At 73.5% G+C, this 14,690-nt stretch carries 16 protein-coding genes; 13 read left to right on the top strand and 3 right to left on the bottom strand.

The window, feature by feature from the left end; genetic code table 11:
• Positions 1–49 precede the first annotated feature (49 nt).
• Together B1H29_RS16565 and B1H29_RS16560 are read left to right on the top strand one after the other, a co-directional pair.
• Positions 50–724 carry a response regulator gene (locus B1H29_RS16565; protein WP_055418618.1) on the top strand — a complete coding sequence of 225 codons (675 nt, stop codon included), beginning with the start codon at positions 50–52 and terminating at the stop codon, positions 722–724.
• A gap of 41 nt (positions 725–765) precedes the next feature.
• Positions 766–1,425, top strand: a complete 660-nt coding sequence (locus tag B1H29_RS16560) for an AAA family ATPase (protein WP_055418617.1) — start codon at positions 766–768, stop codon at positions 1,423–1,425.
• A 29-nt stretch (positions 1,426–1,454) separates the two neighbouring features.
• Here B1H29_RS16560 and B1H29_RS16555 read toward each other — a convergent pair whose 3' ends face one another.
• On the bottom strand, positions 1,455–2,561 hold the full coding sequence (locus B1H29_RS16555) for a DUF5937 family protein (RefSeq protein WP_055418616.1): 1,107 nt from the start codon (positions 2,559–2,561) through the stop codon (positions 1,455–1,457).
• 160 nt (positions 2,562–2,721) lie between these two features.
• Here B1H29_RS16555 and B1H29_RS38575 point away from each other — a divergent pair, with 160 nt between their 5' ends.
• Positions 2,722–2,952, top strand: coding sequence for a hypothetical protein (locus tag B1H29_RS38575; RefSeq protein ID WP_055418615.1), 231 nt, complete (start codon positions 2,722–2,724; stop codon positions 2,950–2,952).
• Positions 2,953–2,976: 24 nt separating this feature from the next.
• On the opposite strand, the gene B1H29_RS16540 is transcribed toward B1H29_RS38575, so the two are convergent.
• Positions 2,977–4,161, bottom strand: a complete 1,185-nt coding sequence (locus tag B1H29_RS16540) for a threonine aldolase family protein (RefSeq protein ID WP_055418614.1) — start codon at positions 4,159–4,161, stop codon at positions 2,977–2,979.
• Positions 4,162–4,400: 239 nt separating this feature from the next.
• Between B1H29_RS16540 and B1H29_RS16535 the strand changes: the two genes are divergently transcribed.
• The 10 genes from B1H29_RS16535 to B1H29_RS16490 all read left to right on the top strand — a co-directional run bounded on the left by B1H29_RS16535 (position 4,401) and on the right by B1H29_RS16490 (position 13,498).
• A complete protein-coding gene (locus B1H29_RS16535; protein ID WP_055418613.1) occupies positions 4,401–5,465 on the top strand; it encodes a Rossmann-like and DUF2520 domain-containing protein in 1,065 nt (354 codons plus the stop codon).
• Positions 5,462–6,463: a pantoate--beta-alanine ligase gene (gene panC, locus B1H29_RS16530; RefSeq protein ID WP_055418612.1), complete on the top strand. Its 1,002-nt coding sequence runs from the start codon at positions 5,462–5,464 to the stop codon at positions 6,461–6,463. Before B1H29_RS16535 ends, panC begins: the two co-directional genes overlap by 4 nt.
• Positions 6,460–8,193, top strand: coding sequence for an L-aspartate oxidase (locus B1H29_RS16525; RefSeq protein ID WP_055418611.1), 1,734 nt, complete (start codon positions 6,460–6,462; stop codon positions 8,191–8,193). The genes panC and B1H29_RS16525 overlap by 4 nt, the downstream gene beginning before the upstream one ends.
• A 5-nt stretch (positions 8,194–8,198) precedes the next feature.
• Positions 8,199–9,179, top strand: coding sequence for a carboxylating nicotinate-nucleotide diphosphorylase (gene nadC / locus B1H29_RS16520; RefSeq protein ID WP_055418610.1), 981 nt, complete (start codon positions 8,199–8,201; stop codon positions 9,177–9,179).
• Between the two features lie 5 nt (positions 9,180–9,184).
• Complete coding sequence (locus B1H29_RS16515) at positions 9,185–9,982, top strand: type III pantothenate kinase (protein ID WP_055418609.1); 798 nt, start codon at positions 9,185–9,187, stop codon at positions 9,980–9,982.
• A 997-nt stretch (positions 9,983–10,979) separates the two neighbouring features.
• Positions 10,980–11,603 (top strand): hypothetical protein, encoded by a 624-nt coding sequence (locus B1H29_RS16510; RefSeq protein ID WP_079160263.1) that lies wholly within the window; start codon positions 10,980–10,982, stop codon positions 11,601–11,603.
• Positions 11,604–11,626: 23 nt separating this feature from the next.
• Positions 11,627–11,806 (top strand): hypothetical protein, encoded by a 180-nt coding sequence (locus tag B1H29_RS16505; RefSeq protein ID WP_055418607.1) that lies wholly within the window; start codon positions 11,627–11,629, stop codon positions 11,804–11,806.
• A 131-nt stretch (positions 11,807–11,937) separates the two neighbouring features.
• On the top strand, positions 11,938–12,348 hold the full coding sequence (locus B1H29_RS16500; RefSeq protein WP_267891949.1) for a BlaI/MecI/CopY family transcriptional regulator: 411 nt from the start codon (positions 11,938–11,940) through the stop codon (positions 12,346–12,348).
• A 9-nt stretch (positions 12,349–12,357) separates the two neighbouring features.
• Positions 12,358–12,867: an amino-acid N-acetyltransferase gene (locus tag B1H29_RS16495; protein WP_055418605.1), complete on the top strand. Its 510-nt coding sequence runs from the start codon at positions 12,358–12,360 to the stop codon at positions 12,865–12,867.
• A 295-nt stretch (positions 12,868–13,162) separates the two neighbouring features.
• Positions 13,163–13,498, top strand: a complete 336-nt coding sequence (locus B1H29_RS16490; RefSeq protein ID WP_055418604.1) for a histone-like nucleoid-structuring protein Lsr2 — start codon at positions 13,163–13,165, stop codon at positions 13,496–13,498.
• Between the two features lie 38 nt (positions 13,499–13,536).
• On the opposite strand, the gene B1H29_RS16485 is transcribed toward B1H29_RS16490, so the two are convergent.
• Entirely contained in the window at positions 13,537–14,346 is an 810-nt protein-coding gene (locus B1H29_RS16485; protein WP_055418603.1) for an SCO3374 family protein, read from the bottom strand.
• Positions 14,347–14,690: the final 344 nt, after the last annotated feature.

Below are 14,690 nucleotides of genomic sequence, written 5' to 3'. Positions count from 1 at the left end.
CGCGCCCACACGCACGTACCGCGTTGACACCTGTAAGGAAGAGGCCCCGATGGCTATCCGCGTAATGCTCGTCGACGACCAGGTGCTGCTGCGCACCGGGTTCCGGATGGTGCTGGCGGCCCAGCCGGACATGGAGGTCGTCGCCGAGGCGGGGGACGGCGTCGAGGCCCTCCAGGTGCTGCGTGCGACCGCCGTGGACGTGGTCCTGATGGACGTCCGGATGCCCAAGCTCGACGGTGTCGAGACCACCAGCCGGATCTGCGTGGACCCCAACGCGCCGAAGGTGCTGATCCTGACCACCTTCGACCTCGACGAGTACGCCTTCTCGGCGCTGAAGGCGGGCGCCTCCGGCTTCATGCTCAAGGACGTGCCGCCGGGCGAGCTGCTCGCCGCGATCCGCTCCGTGCACAGCGGCGACGCGGTGGTCGCCCCGTCCACCACCCGCCGGCTCCTGGACCGGTTCGCGCCGATGCTGCCGGCCACCGGCCAGGAGCCCCGGCACAAGGAACTCCAGCGGCTCACCGAGCGCGAGCGCGAGGTGATGGTGCTGGTCGCACAGGGTCTGTCCAACGGGGAGATCGCGGCCCGGCTCGTGCTGTCGGAGGCGACCGTCAAGACGCACGTGGGCCGCATCCTCACCAAGCTCGGGCTGCGGGACCGGGTGCAGGTGGTGGTCCTCGCCTATGAGACCGGGCTGGTGCGCGCGGGCGGCGGACAGGGCTGACCGCGCCCCGAGACGGGGCCCGCGTCGGTAAGGTGCCCCGCATGCTCCTGTGGATCAACGGCCCCTTCGGGGGCGGCAAGACACAGACCGCACACGAGATACGGCGCCGGCTCCCCGGCAGTGTGATCTGCGACCCCGAGCACGCGGGCTTCGGCCTGCGCCGCATGCTGCCGCCCGAGCTGCGCGGCGCCCGCGGCCGGAGGCCGCTGCTGGACGACTTCCAGGATCTGGCCTCCTGGCGGCAGGGCGTGGTGGAGGTCCTCGACCTGGCCCTCACCCGGCACGACGGTGTGGTGATCGCACCCATGACGGTGACACACTCCGGTTATTTCGCCGAGACCGTCGGCCGGCTGCGCGAACTGGGCCACGACGTCCGCCACTTCACCCTCCTCGCGCAGCGCGAGACCGTACTGCGACGGCTGCACGCGCGGGGTTTCGGGCAGGTCCTGCGGTACGTCGCCGGGAAGGACGCCGGACTGCGCCGCGAGAGCTGGGCCGTGCGGCGACTCGACCACTGCCTGGAGCGGCTGGCCGAGCCGGAGTTCGCCGAGCACCTGTGGACGGATCACGCCACCGTCCCGAAGACCGCTGACCGGATCGCCGTGCTGGCGGGACTCACCCTGGAGCCCAACCGCGAGGGCGCGCTGCGGACACGGCTGCGGCAGGCGGGCGTGGGACTGCGGCACATCCGGTTCGACTGACCGCGCTCCCGCGGCCGTTCAGCGGCGGTTCACCGGAGGATCCCCTCCAGGAAGTCGCTGCCCAGCCGGGCCACCACCGTCACGTCCAGTTGGTGCAGGACGTACCGCCCGCGGCGCCGGGTGGTGATCAGGCCCGCCTTCTTCAGGACGCCCAGGTGCCGGGATATCTCCGGGGGCGTCATGCCGTGCGCCTGCGCCAGCTCGCTCGTGGTGTAGGCGCTGCGGGCCAGGTGGCGGCAGATGCGCATCCGCACCGGGTGGGACAGCGCGGTCATCCGCAGCGTGAGCTGCTCGACCGACGGCGGTGAGGCCAGCTCGGGGGAGCCGACGGGGTAGTGCAGCACCGGCTGCCAGTCGTGCCGGTGCAGGACCATCAGGTGCGGCCAGCCCAGGCTCGTCGGGACGAGCAGGAGCCCGCCGTCCGCCGTCGCCGAACGGCCGTCGCCCAGCTTGTCGACCGTGATCCGCGCGGCGCTCTCGTCCAGCGTGACCGCCGGGGACACGGCGGCCAGCGCCTCGGCGAGGCCCTTGCGGTGCAGCAGGTCCGTCTTGTGGCGGGCGTCCGCCGCGAGCTGGTGGCGCAGCCGCGCCCAGGCCTCCGCGAAGAACGCCTCGTCGCAGTCCCGCGCGAACTGCCTCAGCCAGCCGCGGATCAGCGGCGGATCGGCCAGCAGCCGCTCGCTGAAGCGCAGTTGCTGCGGTCCGCGCGCGGCGGCCAGGTCCAGCGCGCGCCGGCGCACCCCGGCGTCCGTGAGCGCGCAGGCCCCACCGGTGCTGTACGGCAGGGCGCAGGTGAACTCCAGCGCCGCGTCCACGAACTGCTCGTCGGACAGCTTGTCGAGCAGGTCCAGATCCTCGGCGAGGGTGGCGCCGGGCAGGGTGCTTCGGCCGGGCACGCCGGCGAAGGGCATGAACAGGTCCGAGAAGGTCGTCCGCCACAGGAAGTCGGCCTCGCACATCCGGTCCGCCAGATGCGAGTCGAGCCGGGCGGTCACGCCCGTAGCCCAGCCCTGCAGGCCCGGGTGGTGCCCCGGCTCGGACAGCGCGTGCAGCGCCATGCCCAGCTCGGCCAGGGGGGAGGGCACGACGGCGATCCTCTCCGGCCGCAGCCCCGTGATGTCGATGCGCACGCTCATGTCCTCATGGTGCACCCCGCCACCGACAACGCCGCCGCCGATTGACCGCCGCAGTCAATCGGCGCGACCGCGGCACCGTACCGGAGCAGTCTGGAGTGACCGGGGCCGCCGCGGAGCCCGTTCCTTCCTCACCCCTACGTCTCCCGAGAAGGCGATCCCCATGAGCATCACGCAGCAGTACCTCCTCGACACCTACCGTGCCCGGCAGCTCGGCGAGCCGGCGCCGCCCGCGCCCGGCGCCCACGACTGGCAGGTCGTGCGCGAGTGGCACGACCGCCGCCAGTTCCAGGCCGCGCTCGCCGGCCGCCCGGCGCACGGCCGCCCGGTCCACGGCCGCGTGCGGCGGGCCCTGCGACGGTGGTGGTCCCGGTGGCCGCGCGCTCTCGGCTGACCCGGGCAGCCGGCGCCCTGGCGGTCAGGCTTCCAGCCGGGCCGCGAAGTCGGCGACCGCCGCCTTCACCTCGTCGGCCGTCCAGTCGAGGCCCGCTATATCCACCCCGACCTCGGTGATCGCGAGCCCCGGCCCGGGCGTGCTCCAGCCCCGGGAGAAGAGCAGGGTCCCCGTCTCCTCGCCCTGCCGGACCGCGGCCTCGCCGACGACATCGGCGTCGTACGGCAGCCAGACCTGGAACTCGTGGGTGTGCGGCTCCTCGGGGTGCACCCGCGCCCACGGCAGTCCGGCCGCCGCGAAGCCCTCCCGCAGCGCGGCGGCCACCACGCGCGCGTGGGCGACGTACTCCGGCAGCCGGGGCAGCTCCCGCTCCAGGCCGGCCAGGGCCGACAGCACCGTGGGGAACTGCTGGAACACCGCGCCGCCGTACCGGTGCCGCCAGGCCCTCGCCTCCTCGACCAGCGTCCGGGGGCCGGCCAGGGCGGCGCCGCCGTAGCCCTTGAGGGACTTGTAGAACGAGACGTACACGCTGTCCGCCAGGCCCGCGATCTCGGCCAGTGGACGGCCGAAGTGGACGGTGGACTCCCACAGGCGGGCCCCGTCGAAGTGGACCACCGCGTCGCGCTCCCGCGCGGCCTCGACCACCTCGGTGAGTTCCTCCCAGGTGGGCAGTACGAAACCGGCCTCCCTGAGTGGCAGCTCCAGCATCAGCGCCCCGAACGGCTCTTCGAAGTCGCGCACCTCGTCGGCGGTCGGCAGCCGGGGCTCGCTGGTCACCCGCACCGGGCGCAGCCCGCTGACCCGGCTGAAGGCGTTGCGCTCGTGCATCTCGGGATGGCTGAGCCCGTGCAGGGCGACGACCGGATTGCCGGTGCGGCCCGCCCAGCAGCGCAGGGCCACCTGCTGGGCCATGGTGCCGGTCGGGAAGAAGGCGGCGGCCTCGGTGCCGAACAGGGCGGCGACCTTCTCCTCCAGGGCCTCCACGACGCCGTTGCCGTAGAGGTCGGACGGCTCGTCGAGGTCGTACAGCTCGGCGGCCCCGTCCAGCAGGGCGAGCCGCTCGCGCAGGGTGGCCGAGAACCCCGGGCTGACGAGCACGCGGCGGGCGCCGCGATGGGCGGCCACGCGCCGTTCCCGGAGCCGCGCGCCGCGCTCCTCCGCCGCTTCCGCCTGATGTGCCTGGTCCGCTTGTTCCGCCGTATCGCTCATGCCGGGATCATGCCGCGCTGACGTCGGCGCGGGCATCCGGTTTCCCCACAGGTTTCACACGTTCCCGCGCGGGTCGGGGCGTGCCCCGGCGTCTTCTCCACGCGCGTGTGGGTGTGCCCCGTCGCCGCACGGAAACCCACAGCCTGTGGACAACCGGACGTCCTCCGAACCAATCGCGTTAACATGACGAGAAATCGTCCGGTACCCGGAGCGGACTGGAACGGGAAGGCCGCCGTCGCGTGAACACAACCCCACAGCCAGACCCCAGGGACCGCCCCGCGCGGCTCACGGTAGGCGTCGTCGGCGCCGGACGCGTGGGCCCCGCGCTGGCCGCGTCCCTCCAGCTCGCCGGGCACCGCCCGGTGGCCGTCTCCGGTGTCTCCGACGCCTCCAGACGGCGCGCCGCGGCGCTCCTGCCCGACGTGCCGCTCATGCGGCCCGCCGAGGTTCTCCAGCGCGCCGAGCTGGTCCTGCTGACGGTCCCGGACGACGCCCTGCCCGGCCTGGTGACCGGGCTCGCCGAGACCGGCGCGGTGCGGCCGGGCCAACTGCTCGTGCACACCTCCGGACGGTACGGCGCGAGGGTCCTGGACCCCGCACTGCGGGCCGGCGCGCTGCCGTTGGCCCTGCACCCGGCGATGACCTTCACCGGCACCCCCGTGGACGTCCAGCGCCTGGCCGGCTGCTCCTTCGGCGTCACCGCGCCCGAGGAGCTGCGGCTGGCCGCCGAGGCCCTGGTCATCGAGATGGGCGGCGAACCGGAGTGGATCGCCGAGGACAAGCGGCCGCTGTACCACGCCGCGCTCGCCCTCGGCGCCAACCACCTGGTCACCCTGGTCGCCCAGTCCATGGAGCTGCTGCGCACGGCCGGCGTCGAGGCCCCCGACCGGATGCTCGGCCCGCTGCTGGGCGCCTCCCTCGACAACGCCCTGCGCTCCGGCGACGCGGCCCTCACCGGCCCCGTCGCGCGCGGTGACGCGGGCACGGTCGCCGCGCACATCGTGGAGCTGCGCGCACACGCCCCGCAGGCCGTCGCCGGCTACCTGGCCATGGCCCGCGCGACCGCCGACCGGGCACTGGACCACGGGCTGCTGAAGGCGGAGTTCGCCGAGGACCTGCTCGGCGTACTCGCCGACGGCACGGGCGCCACCGACGGCACGGGCGGCACGGGCGCCACCGACGGCACGGTCGGCACGGGCGGCACGGACGGCCCCGACGGCCCCGACGGCCCCGACGGCCCCGACGGCCCCGACGGCCCCGACGGCACTGACGGTACCGACGGCCTCGGAGGAGACGCCCGATGACCACCGCCCCGCCCGCCCTGCTGCGCACCGCCGGCGAGCTGCACGCGCGCGTGCGCCACCGCCGACGGGCCGTGGTGATGACCATGGGCGCCCTGCACGAGGGCCACGCCACCCTGATCCGCACGGCCCGCGACCTCGCCGGCCCGGACGGTGAGGTGGTCGTCACCGTCTTCGTCAACCCACTGCAGTTCGGCGCCGGCGAGGACCTCGACCGCTACCCGCGCACCCTGGACGCCGACCTGGGGATCGCCGGGCAGGCGGGCGCGGACGCCGTCTTCGCCCCCTCCGCCGACGAGGTCTACCCCGGCGGCGAGCCCCAGGTACGCGTCACGGCGGGCCCCATGGGCGAACGCCTCGAGGGCGCCTGTCGCCCCGGCCACTTCGACGGCATGCTCACCGTCGTCGCCAAGCTGCTCCACCTCACCCGCCCCGACCTCGCCCTCTACGGCCAGAAGGACGCCCAGCAGCTCGCCCTGATCCGCCGCATGGTCCGCGACCTGAACTTCGGCGTGGAGATCGTCGGCGTCCCCACCGTGCGCGAGGAGGACGGCCTGGCCCTGTCCAGCCGCAACCGCTACCTCTCGACCCGGGAGCGCCGCACCGCCCTCGCCCTCTCCCAGGCTCTGTTCGCCGGCCTGGACCGGCACGCCGCTCAGGAGGCGCTGCGCGCCCGGGCCCGCGAGGTGCCCGCCACACAGGCACGCGCCGAGGCGCTCAGCGCCCTGGGCGAGTCCCGCGCGGCGGCCGACGCCCACGCCGTCGCCACGTCCGCGCCCGGCAGCGCGACGGCCGTGCGGGCCGCCGCCCGCCTGGTACTGGACGACGCGGCCCGCGCCAACCCGCCGCTGGAGCTGGACTACCTCGCCCTGGTCGACCCGTCCGACTTCACCGAGATCGGCGACGACCACACCGGTGAGGCCGTCCTCGCCGTCGCAGCCCGGGTCGGCACGACCCGGCTGATCGACAACGTCCCCCTCACCTTCGGAGCCGCCTCGTGACCAGCACAGGCATACGACTGCACGCACCCGCGCCCGGCTGGGCCATCGCCGCGGACGTGGTGGTCGTCGGCTCCGGCGTCGCCGGCCTCACCGCCGCCCTGCGCTGCGAGGCGGCCGGCCTGCGGACGGTCGTCGTCACCAAGGCCCGCCTCGACGACGGCTCCACCCGCTGGGCCCAGGGCGGCATCGCGGCGGCCCTCGGCGAGGGCGACACCCCCGAACAGCACCTGGACGACACCCTGGTCGCCGGCGCGGGCCTGTGCGACGAGGAAGCCGTCCGCATCCTGGTCACCGAGGGACCCGACGCCGTACGGCGGCTCATCGAGACCGGCGCGCACTTCGACGAGTCCACCGAGGGCGGCCTGGCCCTCACCCGCGAGGGCGGCCACCACCGACGCCGCATCGCCCACGCCGGCGGCGACGCCACGGGCGCGGAGATCTCCCGCGCCCTGGTCGAGGCGGTACGCGCGCGCGGGATGCGCACGGTGGAGAACGCCCTCGTCCTCGACCTGCTCACGGACGCGGACGGCCGCACCGCCGGCGTCACCCTGCACGTCATGGGCGAGGGCCAGCACGACGGCGTCGGGGCGGTCCACGCCCCCGCCGTGGTCCTGGCCACCGGCGGCATGGGCCAGGTCTTCTCGGCGACGACCAACCCGTCCGTCTCCACGGGCGACGGCGTCGCGCTCGCCCTGCGCGCGGGCGCCGAGGTGAGCGACCTCGAATTCGTCCAGTTCCACCCCACCGTCCTCTTCCTCGGCCCGGACGCAGAGGGCCAGCAGCCCCTGGTCTCGGAGGCGGTACGCGGCGAGGGCGCCCACCTGGTGGACGCCGACGGCGTGCGCTTCATGCAGGGGCAGCACGAACTCGCGGAACTCGCCCCCCGGGACATCGTCGCCAAGGGCATCATGCGCCGCATGCGGGAGCAGGACGCCCAGCACATGTACCTGGACGCCCGCCACTTCGGCGCGGCGATGTGGGAGCACCGCTTCCCCACGATCCTCGCCGCCTGCCGCGCGCACGGCCTCGACCCGGTCACCGAGCCGGTCCCGGTCGCCCCGGCCGCCCACTACGCCTCCGGCGGCGTCCGCACCGACGCCCGCGGCCGTACGACGGTCCCCGGCCTGTACGCGTGCGGCGAGGTCGCCTGCACCGGCGTGCACGGCGCCAACCGCCTGGCCTCCAACTCACTCCTCGAAGGCCTGGTCTACGCCGAGCGCATCGCCGCCGACATCGCGGCGAGCCACGCGGACGGCACCCTCCACGCGCGCGCGGCCGCCCCCCTCCCGCAAGCCGCCCACCCGGCGAACCCCCTCCTGCCGCCCGAGTCCCGCCTCACCATCCAGCGGATCATGACGGAGGGCGCCGGCGTCCTGCGCTCGGCGGGCTCCCTCACCCGGGCCGCCGACCGGCTCCACCACCTCCACAGCGAGGCCAGCGAAGCCCTGCACGAGAACGGCAAGACGTCCGAGCCGGGCGTCGACACCTGGGAGGCCACCAACCTCCTGTGCGTGGCCCGCGTCCTGGTGGCCGCGGCGGCACAGCGTGAGGAGACCCGCGGCTGCCACTGGCGCGAGGACCACGCGGACCGCGACGACACGACGTGGCGCCGTCACATCGTCGTACGCCTGAACCCGGACCGATCCCTCGCCGTGCACACCACGGACACGCCAGAATTCCCCTCGACCACCCACAGTCCCCAGCCGGCGCAGCGTCCCCAGGAGCAGTGACAGCAGTGAACACCCCCGATCTTCCCCTCGCCTCCACCGGAGGCTGCGGCGACGGCTGCGCCTGCGGCGCGGACACCGACGAAGAGGCCTTCATGGAGTGCGGCCTCGACCCCGCGCTCGCGGCCCTGATGCTGGACTCCGGACTCGACCCCGTGGAGGTCGAGGACCTCGCGAACCTCGCCGTCCAGGAGGACCTGGCCGGCGGCGTGGACGTGACGACGGTCGCGACCATCCCCGAGGAGGCCGTGGCCACCGCCGACTTCACCGCGCGCGAGGCGGGCGTGGTGGCCGGCCTCCGGGTCGCCGAGGCGGTGATGTCGGTCGTCTGCACGGACGAGTTCGAGGTGGAACGCCACGTCGAGGACGGCGACCGCGTCGAAGCCGGCCAGAAGCTCCTGTCCGTCACCACCCGCACCCGCGACATCCTCACCGCCGAGCGCAGCGCGCTGAACCTCCTGTGCCGCCTGTCGGGCATCGCGACGGCCACGCGCGCGTGGGCGGACGTCCTGGAGGGCACGAAGGCGAAGGTCCGGGACACCCGCAAGACGACCCCCGGGCTGCGCAGCCTCGAGAAGTTCGCGGTCCGCTGCGGCGGCGGCGTCAACCACCGCATGTCGCTCTCGGACGCGGCCCTGGTCAAGGACAACCACGTAGTGGCCGCCGGTGGCGTGGCAGCGGCCTTCCAGGCCGTCCGCGAACGCTTCCCGGACGTGCCCATCGAGGTCGAGGTAGACACCCTGCACCAGCTCCGCGAGGTGGTGGACGCGGGCGCCGACCTGATCCTCCTGGACAACTTCACCCCGGACGAGTGCGAGGAAGCCGTCGCCCTGGTCGCCGGCCGGGCCGCCCTGGAGGCCTCGGGCCGCCTGACCCTCGACAACGCCAAGGCCTACGCGGCCACGGGCGTCGACTACCTGGCCGTGGGCGCCCTCACCCACAGCTCCCCGATCCTGGACATCGGCCTGGACCTGCGAGCGGCGGAGTAGAACCCATGCTGCTGACGATCGACGTAGGCAACACACACACCGTCCTGGGCCTCTTCGACGGCGAGGACATCGTCGAGCACTGGCGCATCTCCACCGACTCGCGTCGCACGGCCGACGAGCTGGCGGTCCTCCTCCAGGGCCTGATGGGCATGCACCCGCTCCTCGGCGGCGAGCTGGGCGACGGCATCGACGGCATCGCCATCTGCGCGACGGTCCCCTCGGTCCTGCACGAACTGCGCGAGGTGACCCGCCGCTACTACGGCGACGTCCCCGCGGTACTGGTCGAACCGGGCGTGAAGACGGGCGTCCCGATCCTCACCGACCACCCCAAGGAGGTCGGCGCCGACCGCATCATCAACGCGGTCGCGGCCGTCGAGCTCTACGGCGGCCCGGCGATCGTCGTGGACTTCGGTACGGCGACGACGTTCGACGCGGTGAGCGCGCGCGGGGAGTACGTCGGCGGGGTCATCGCTCCCGGCATCGAGATCTCGGTCGAGGCACTCGGCGTCAAGGGCGCCCAGCTCCGCAAGATCGAGGTGGCCCGGCCGCGGAGCGTGATCGGCAAGAACACGGTGGAGGCGATGCAGTCCGGCATCGTGTACGGCTTCGCCGGCCAGGTCGACGGGGTGGTCAACCGCATGGCCCGCGAGCTGGCCGACGACCCCGACGACGTCACCGTCATCGCGACGGGCGGGCTGGCACCGATGGTCCTCGGCGAGTCCTCGGTCATCGACGAACACGAGCCGTGGCTGACGCTGATCGGGCTCCGCCTGGTGTACGAGCGGAACGTGTCCCGCATGTAGCGGCCGAGGTGGGTGACGCGGCCCGGAGCCACCGGGGCGCCTCCCCGGCCCCACACGCCGAGCCCGGTCGGGCACGGGGGGACGCACGACCGGGCGCGGCCGCACGGACGGGAGCCGCGTACGGCGGGCGGGAAGGGCACGTGTCGGGGTGCCCGCCCGCAGCGGTTGGCGCGTCGTGCCGGCACAACCATGGCCGACCGGTTCCGCACCGTCCCGAGGGCGGACACCCCCGGCGCGGCCCCCGCCCTCAACTTGACCCAACGCGCTACCCGCCGCCCACCGGCCCTGGTCGCCCGCAGCGGTTGGCGCGTCGTGCCCGGCACAACCATGGCCGACCGGTTCCGCACCGTTCCGAGGGCGGACGCCCCCGGCGCGGCCCCCGCCCTCAACTTGACCCAACGCGCTACCCGCCGCCCACCGGCCCTGGTCGCCCGCAGCGGTTGGCGCGTCGTGCCCGGCACAACCATGGCCGACCGGTTCCGCACCGTTCCGAGGACGGACACCCCCGGCGCGGCCCCCGCCCTCCACCTGCCTCAACGCGCTACCCGCCGCCCACCGGCCCTGGTCGCCCGCAGCGGTTGGCGCGTCGTGCCCGGCACAACCATGGCCGACCGGTTCCGCACCGTTCCGAGGACGGACACCCCCGGCGCGGCCCCCGCCCTCCACCTGCCTCAACGCGCTACCCGCCCCCCCACCGGCCCAGGCCAGCCGCCGCAGCCGCTCGGCCCCTACTGCCCTCTCCCACCGGCCCCGCCCTGGCCCCCCTCGCCCGCTCCGGTTCCCGTCGCCCGCGCCCTGGCCCTCGTCGCCCGCGCCCCGGTCCTCGTCGCTCGTCCCGGCCGACCGCCGCGGGTGCCCCGCCCCCCGGCCGAACCCGCACAGGCCGCCGCAGGCACCCCGCCCCCACCACCGCCGGAGGCGCACGCATACGAGTGGCCCCCCACGCCACACCCACCCCTTATGTCGAGTTTGTCTGATTAGCGCGTATCGTCGCCACATGCCCACGCCCTACGGATCTCGCGGCGGCATGGCGTTCGGTGCTCAGGAGCTGCGTGTGCTCCGGCGCGCCCTCGCCCTCGCCCTGAACCCCAGCCCCGTCTCGGCGGAGGAGGCCCAGGACTGTCTCCGCCTCGCAGAGTCGCTCGACGAGGCGACGCGGGAGAGCGCCCGGCTGCGCGCCTTCCTGGTGGCCGACCTCGCCCGGTACCGCGCCGCCCTCCCCGGCACCGTCACCGGCTACCTCGCCCTCCTGGACGAGGCGCTGGGTGCCGGGCACCGCCCGGACGCGGACGACCTCGCCGCCCTCGGTGCCCTGCGCGGCAATCCCGCCGCGGCCGCCCTCCTGGCCCGGTGCAGACCCCCGGCGACCACGGTGACCACGGTGACCACGGCGGCCAACGTGGCCACGGTCGTCCTGCCCGCCGCGCGCACCCGTCTGCACGCTCTCCCCGGCGGCCGGCAGCCCGACAAGAAGCCCGCGCAGAAGCCCGCCCAGAAGCCGGCCCCCGGCCCCGCCCCGGCCACCCCCAAGCGCCCCGTCCCCACCCCGGGCGAGGTCTTCCCCCGCCGCAGGCCGGCGCCGCCCGCCCCCGGCTCCCGGCACCACCTCGCCGCCGGCTGACACGGCCTGGCTACCCTGGATCCATGGACTACGTCTCCGCGCTCCTGCCCCCGGCCGTCATGGCCGTGTTCTTCATCGGCGTGATCAGGGTGATCGTGAAGACCCAGGGCGGCGCCAACAAGGCCAAGGAGGACGCGGCCGTCGACGCCGCCCTCGCCCGAGCGGAGGGCGCCCGCCAGACGCCCGCCCACCCCGAGGCCTGACCGGGCCCCCGGACCCGCGTACGACTCCCCGCACCCGTCATGGGGAGTCGTGCGCTTCTTTTGTGCCCATTTGCTGACAAAAGTGCACGTCCGGCAAGCGATGTCCGAGATCTACCACTATCGTGCAGAGCGTGCCTCGCCCATTGGGAGAACTCGAAGACGCGGTCATGACGAGGGTGTGGAAGTGGAACCGCCCCGTGACCGTTCGAGAAGTCCTGCAAGATCTGCAGCAGGAACGGTCCATCGCCTACACCACGGTGATGACCGTTTTGGACAATCTCCATCAGAAGGGCTGGGTGCGTCGCGAGTCGGAAGGCCGGGCCTATCGATATGAGGCGGTCTCCACCCGCGCCGCCTACGCCGCCGCGCTGATGAACGACGCATGGTCCCAGAGCGACAACCCCACCGCCGCCCTCATCGCCTTCTTCGGCATGATGAGCGAGGAACAGCGCGAGGCACTCGGAGACGCCATCCGCATCGTGCAGGGACCGGAAACCCCCGCGCCCAACCCCGGCTCGGTACCGGACGCGGGCGAGCGATAGCGTCCCCACATGTCAAAAGCCATCACCGTCCGACGGGCCCGCACCAGCGATGTCCCGGACGTACGCCGGCTCCTCGACACGTACGTCCGTGACCGCATCCTGCTCGACAAAGCGATGGTGACGCTTTACGAGAGCATCCAGGAGTTCTGGGTCGCCGAACGGGACGACAACGCCGAGGTGGTCGGCTGCGGCGCCCTGCACGTGATGTGGGAAGACCTCGCGGAAGTGCGGACTCTCGCGGTGAAGCCGGGCCTGAAGGGCGCCGGCGTCGGACATCGGTTGCTGGAGAAGTTGCTGGACACCGCCCGCTGGCTCGGTGTTCGGCGCGTATTCTGCCTGACCTTCGAAGTGGACTTCTTCGGCAAGCACGGCTTCGTGGAGATCGGGGAGACACCCGTCGACACCGATGTCTACGCGGAGCTGCTGCGTTCCTATGACGAGGGCGTAGCCGAGTTCCTGGGTCTCGAACGAGTGAAGCCGAACACCTTGGGTAACAGCCGGATGCTTCTGCATCTGTGATCGTCGGGCAACGGCGGGCATCGGTAGACATCGGTAGGCATCGGCAGCTCTTCGCGGCCCTTCGCCGGGTTTATTCCGCCGACGGACCGCTCACGGGTTCGCACGGGTTCCCTATGTCCGAAACGCGCACCTTTTCGGGCCGGAGCAGGGGTGCCGGTCTCCGCCGAGGGTTTGTGTTTTTCCGGCAAAAGCGGTTTGCTTTCCGACGTACTGCAGTACTGCATATAACAAGGGGCGGAGATACGGCGGACGCCGACGACCTCCGGCCCTCAAGTTATCGATGAAAGGAAATCCGGTGGCACAGAAGGTTCAGGTCCTTCTTGTCGATGACCTCGACGGCGGCGAGGCAGACGAGACCGTGACGTTCGCGCTCGACGGCAAGACGTACGAGATCGATCTCACCACCGCCAATGCGGACAAGCTGCGTGGTCTTCTCGAGCCTTACCTGAAGGGTGGCCGCCGTACCGGGGGCCGTGCTTCGGGCGGTCGCGGCAAGGCGCGCGCCTCCTCCGGCGGCAGCCAGGACACCGCGGCGATCCGCGCGTGGGCGAAGGAGAACGGCTACGAGGTCAACGACCGCGGCCGTGTTCCCGCGATGATTCGTGAGGCGTACGAGAAGGCCAACGGCTGATCACCCGACGCGCGCCACGGACTGCGTCCGGACCGCTCTCAGCGCGTCGCCGGGCGGGACTCGCGGCGCTGACGGGACTCGCGGGACTCGCGGGCCTGGACAGGCCCGGGCAGCCGGGGGAGTCCAGAGGGCCGAGAGGGCTGGGAGAGGCGGGAGAGCCGGATCCTGTGGCACTGAGTCGCCAGCGTGAGGACCAGCCGCGCGAGATCGGGGGCGGTTCCCGCGCCCCCCATGGCCGACAGCGTCGGCAGCGAGGCCTCGACCTCGCACCCCGGCTCCGGGGGACGCAGCCATACGGCGTCCCCCCGCAGGCCGTCGCGATCCGGGGGACGCGGCGGCGGCCAGGCCGGGCCGGACTCGGTCGAGCCGGCCTCGGAAGCCAGGGGCGCCTCCATGAGGCCGCCCGCGCCGACCGCCGTCAGGTCGAGCGGCAGCGAGCCCCACTCCAGCCACTCCAGCAGTCCGGGCAGCTCCTCCGCGCCGCCGGCCGCCACGAGCAGCAGCATCCGCTCGCCCCGGACGGCCACCGGAAAGCCGGGGCGCCACGGGACCGGACCGGGGCGCCGGAAGGGTCCGAGCCGCTCCAGCGCCGCACGGCCGGCCTCGGCGGGAACGTCCAGCACGTCGAAGCGGACGCCCACGCGCAGCCGCACCGGGTTCCCGGGCGCCGTCGGCCAGCCGAGCCCGCTCTCGTAGTACCACCGCACCCGCTCCCACGTGCCGCCCGGGTCGAGCGGCCGACGGGGGAACGGCACCGAAGGTGCGGCGGGGGCGGGGGCAGGGGCGGGGGCTGTCCGGGCCGCTGGGTCCGGAGGAACCTGGGAAACCGGGGGCTGGGCGCCGACCATGCCAAGTGCAACAGCCGGAAGGGCACTGAGGTTACGCTGGGTGGTGCGGTGAATGCGTAGAGTACGGAAAGTGGGGGTGCGCGGGGGTGCGGTCAGGCGCAAGGTTGTTCGCCCGTAGCGGAGGGAACCGGTGCGCGCGGCATGGAGTGTCAGTCCCAGCGGGTAAGACATGCCTAGTGGGAGGGGGCGACACGCAGATTGGGCCGTCTCACGTTCGCCATCGGCGTACTGGCGAGTGGGGTAAGTGCCTGGCCTGCGGGAACATCGTCTCGCACCATCGGGTTGTGGCAGATGTCGGCGTCAGGGGTCAGGAGGCCATCGACGGTGTCGGCAGTTGGAATGAG

Origin of the sequence: Streptomyces pactum (genome assembly GCF_002005225.1) — a bacterium.
GTDB classification, from domain to species: Bacteria; Actinomycetota; Actinomycetes; order Streptomycetales; family Streptomycetaceae; genus Streptomyces; species Streptomyces pactum_A.
The sequence above is the reverse complement of the archived record's forward strand: the minus strand, read 5'-3'. Positions and strand labels throughout refer to the sequence as shown.

Excerpts from the sequence above, each read along its gene's own strand:
- B1H29_RS16510 (WP_079160263.1), top strand. The coding sequence starts at position 10,980 with ATGCCCACGCCCTACGGATCTCGCGGCGGCATGGCGTTCGGTGCTCAG.
- B1H29_RS16515 (WP_055418609.1), top strand. The coding sequence starts at position 9,185 with ATGCTGCTGACGATCGACGTAGGCAACACACACACCGTCCTGGGCCTC.
- B1H29_RS38575 (WP_055418615.1), top strand. The coding sequence starts at position 2,722 with ATGAGCATCACGCAGCAGTACCTCCTCGACACCTACCGTGCCCGGCAG.
- B1H29_RS16555 (WP_055418616.1), bottom strand. The coding sequence starts at position 2,561 with ATGAGCGTGCGCATCGACATCACGGGGCTGCGGCCGGAGAGGATCGCC.
- B1H29_RS16485 (WP_055418603.1), bottom strand. The coding sequence starts at position 14,346 with ATGGTCGGCGCCCAGCCCCCGGTTTCCCAGGTTCCTCCGGACCCAGCG.
- B1H29_RS16565 (WP_055418618.1), top strand. The coding sequence starts at position 50 with ATGGCTATCCGCGTAATGCTCGTCGACGACCAGGTGCTGCTGCGCACC.
- panC (WP_055418612.1), top strand. The coding sequence starts at position 5,462 with ATGACCACCGCCCCGCCCGCCCTGCTGCGCACCGCCGGCGAGCTGCAC.
- B1H29_RS16495 (WP_055418605.1), top strand. The coding sequence starts at position 12,358 with ATGTCAAAAGCCATCACCGTCCGACGGGCCCGCACCAGCGATGTCCCG.
- B1H29_RS16560 (WP_055418617.1), top strand. The coding sequence starts at position 766 with ATGCTCCTGTGGATCAACGGCCCCTTCGGGGGCGGCAAGACACAGACC.
- B1H29_RS16505 (WP_055418607.1), top strand. The coding sequence starts at position 11,627 with ATGGACTACGTCTCCGCGCTCCTGCCCCCGGCCGTCATGGCCGTGTTC.
- B1H29_RS16540 (WP_055418614.1), bottom strand. The coding sequence starts at position 4,161 with ATGAGCGATACGGCGGAACAAGCGGACCAGGCACATCAGGCGGAAGCG.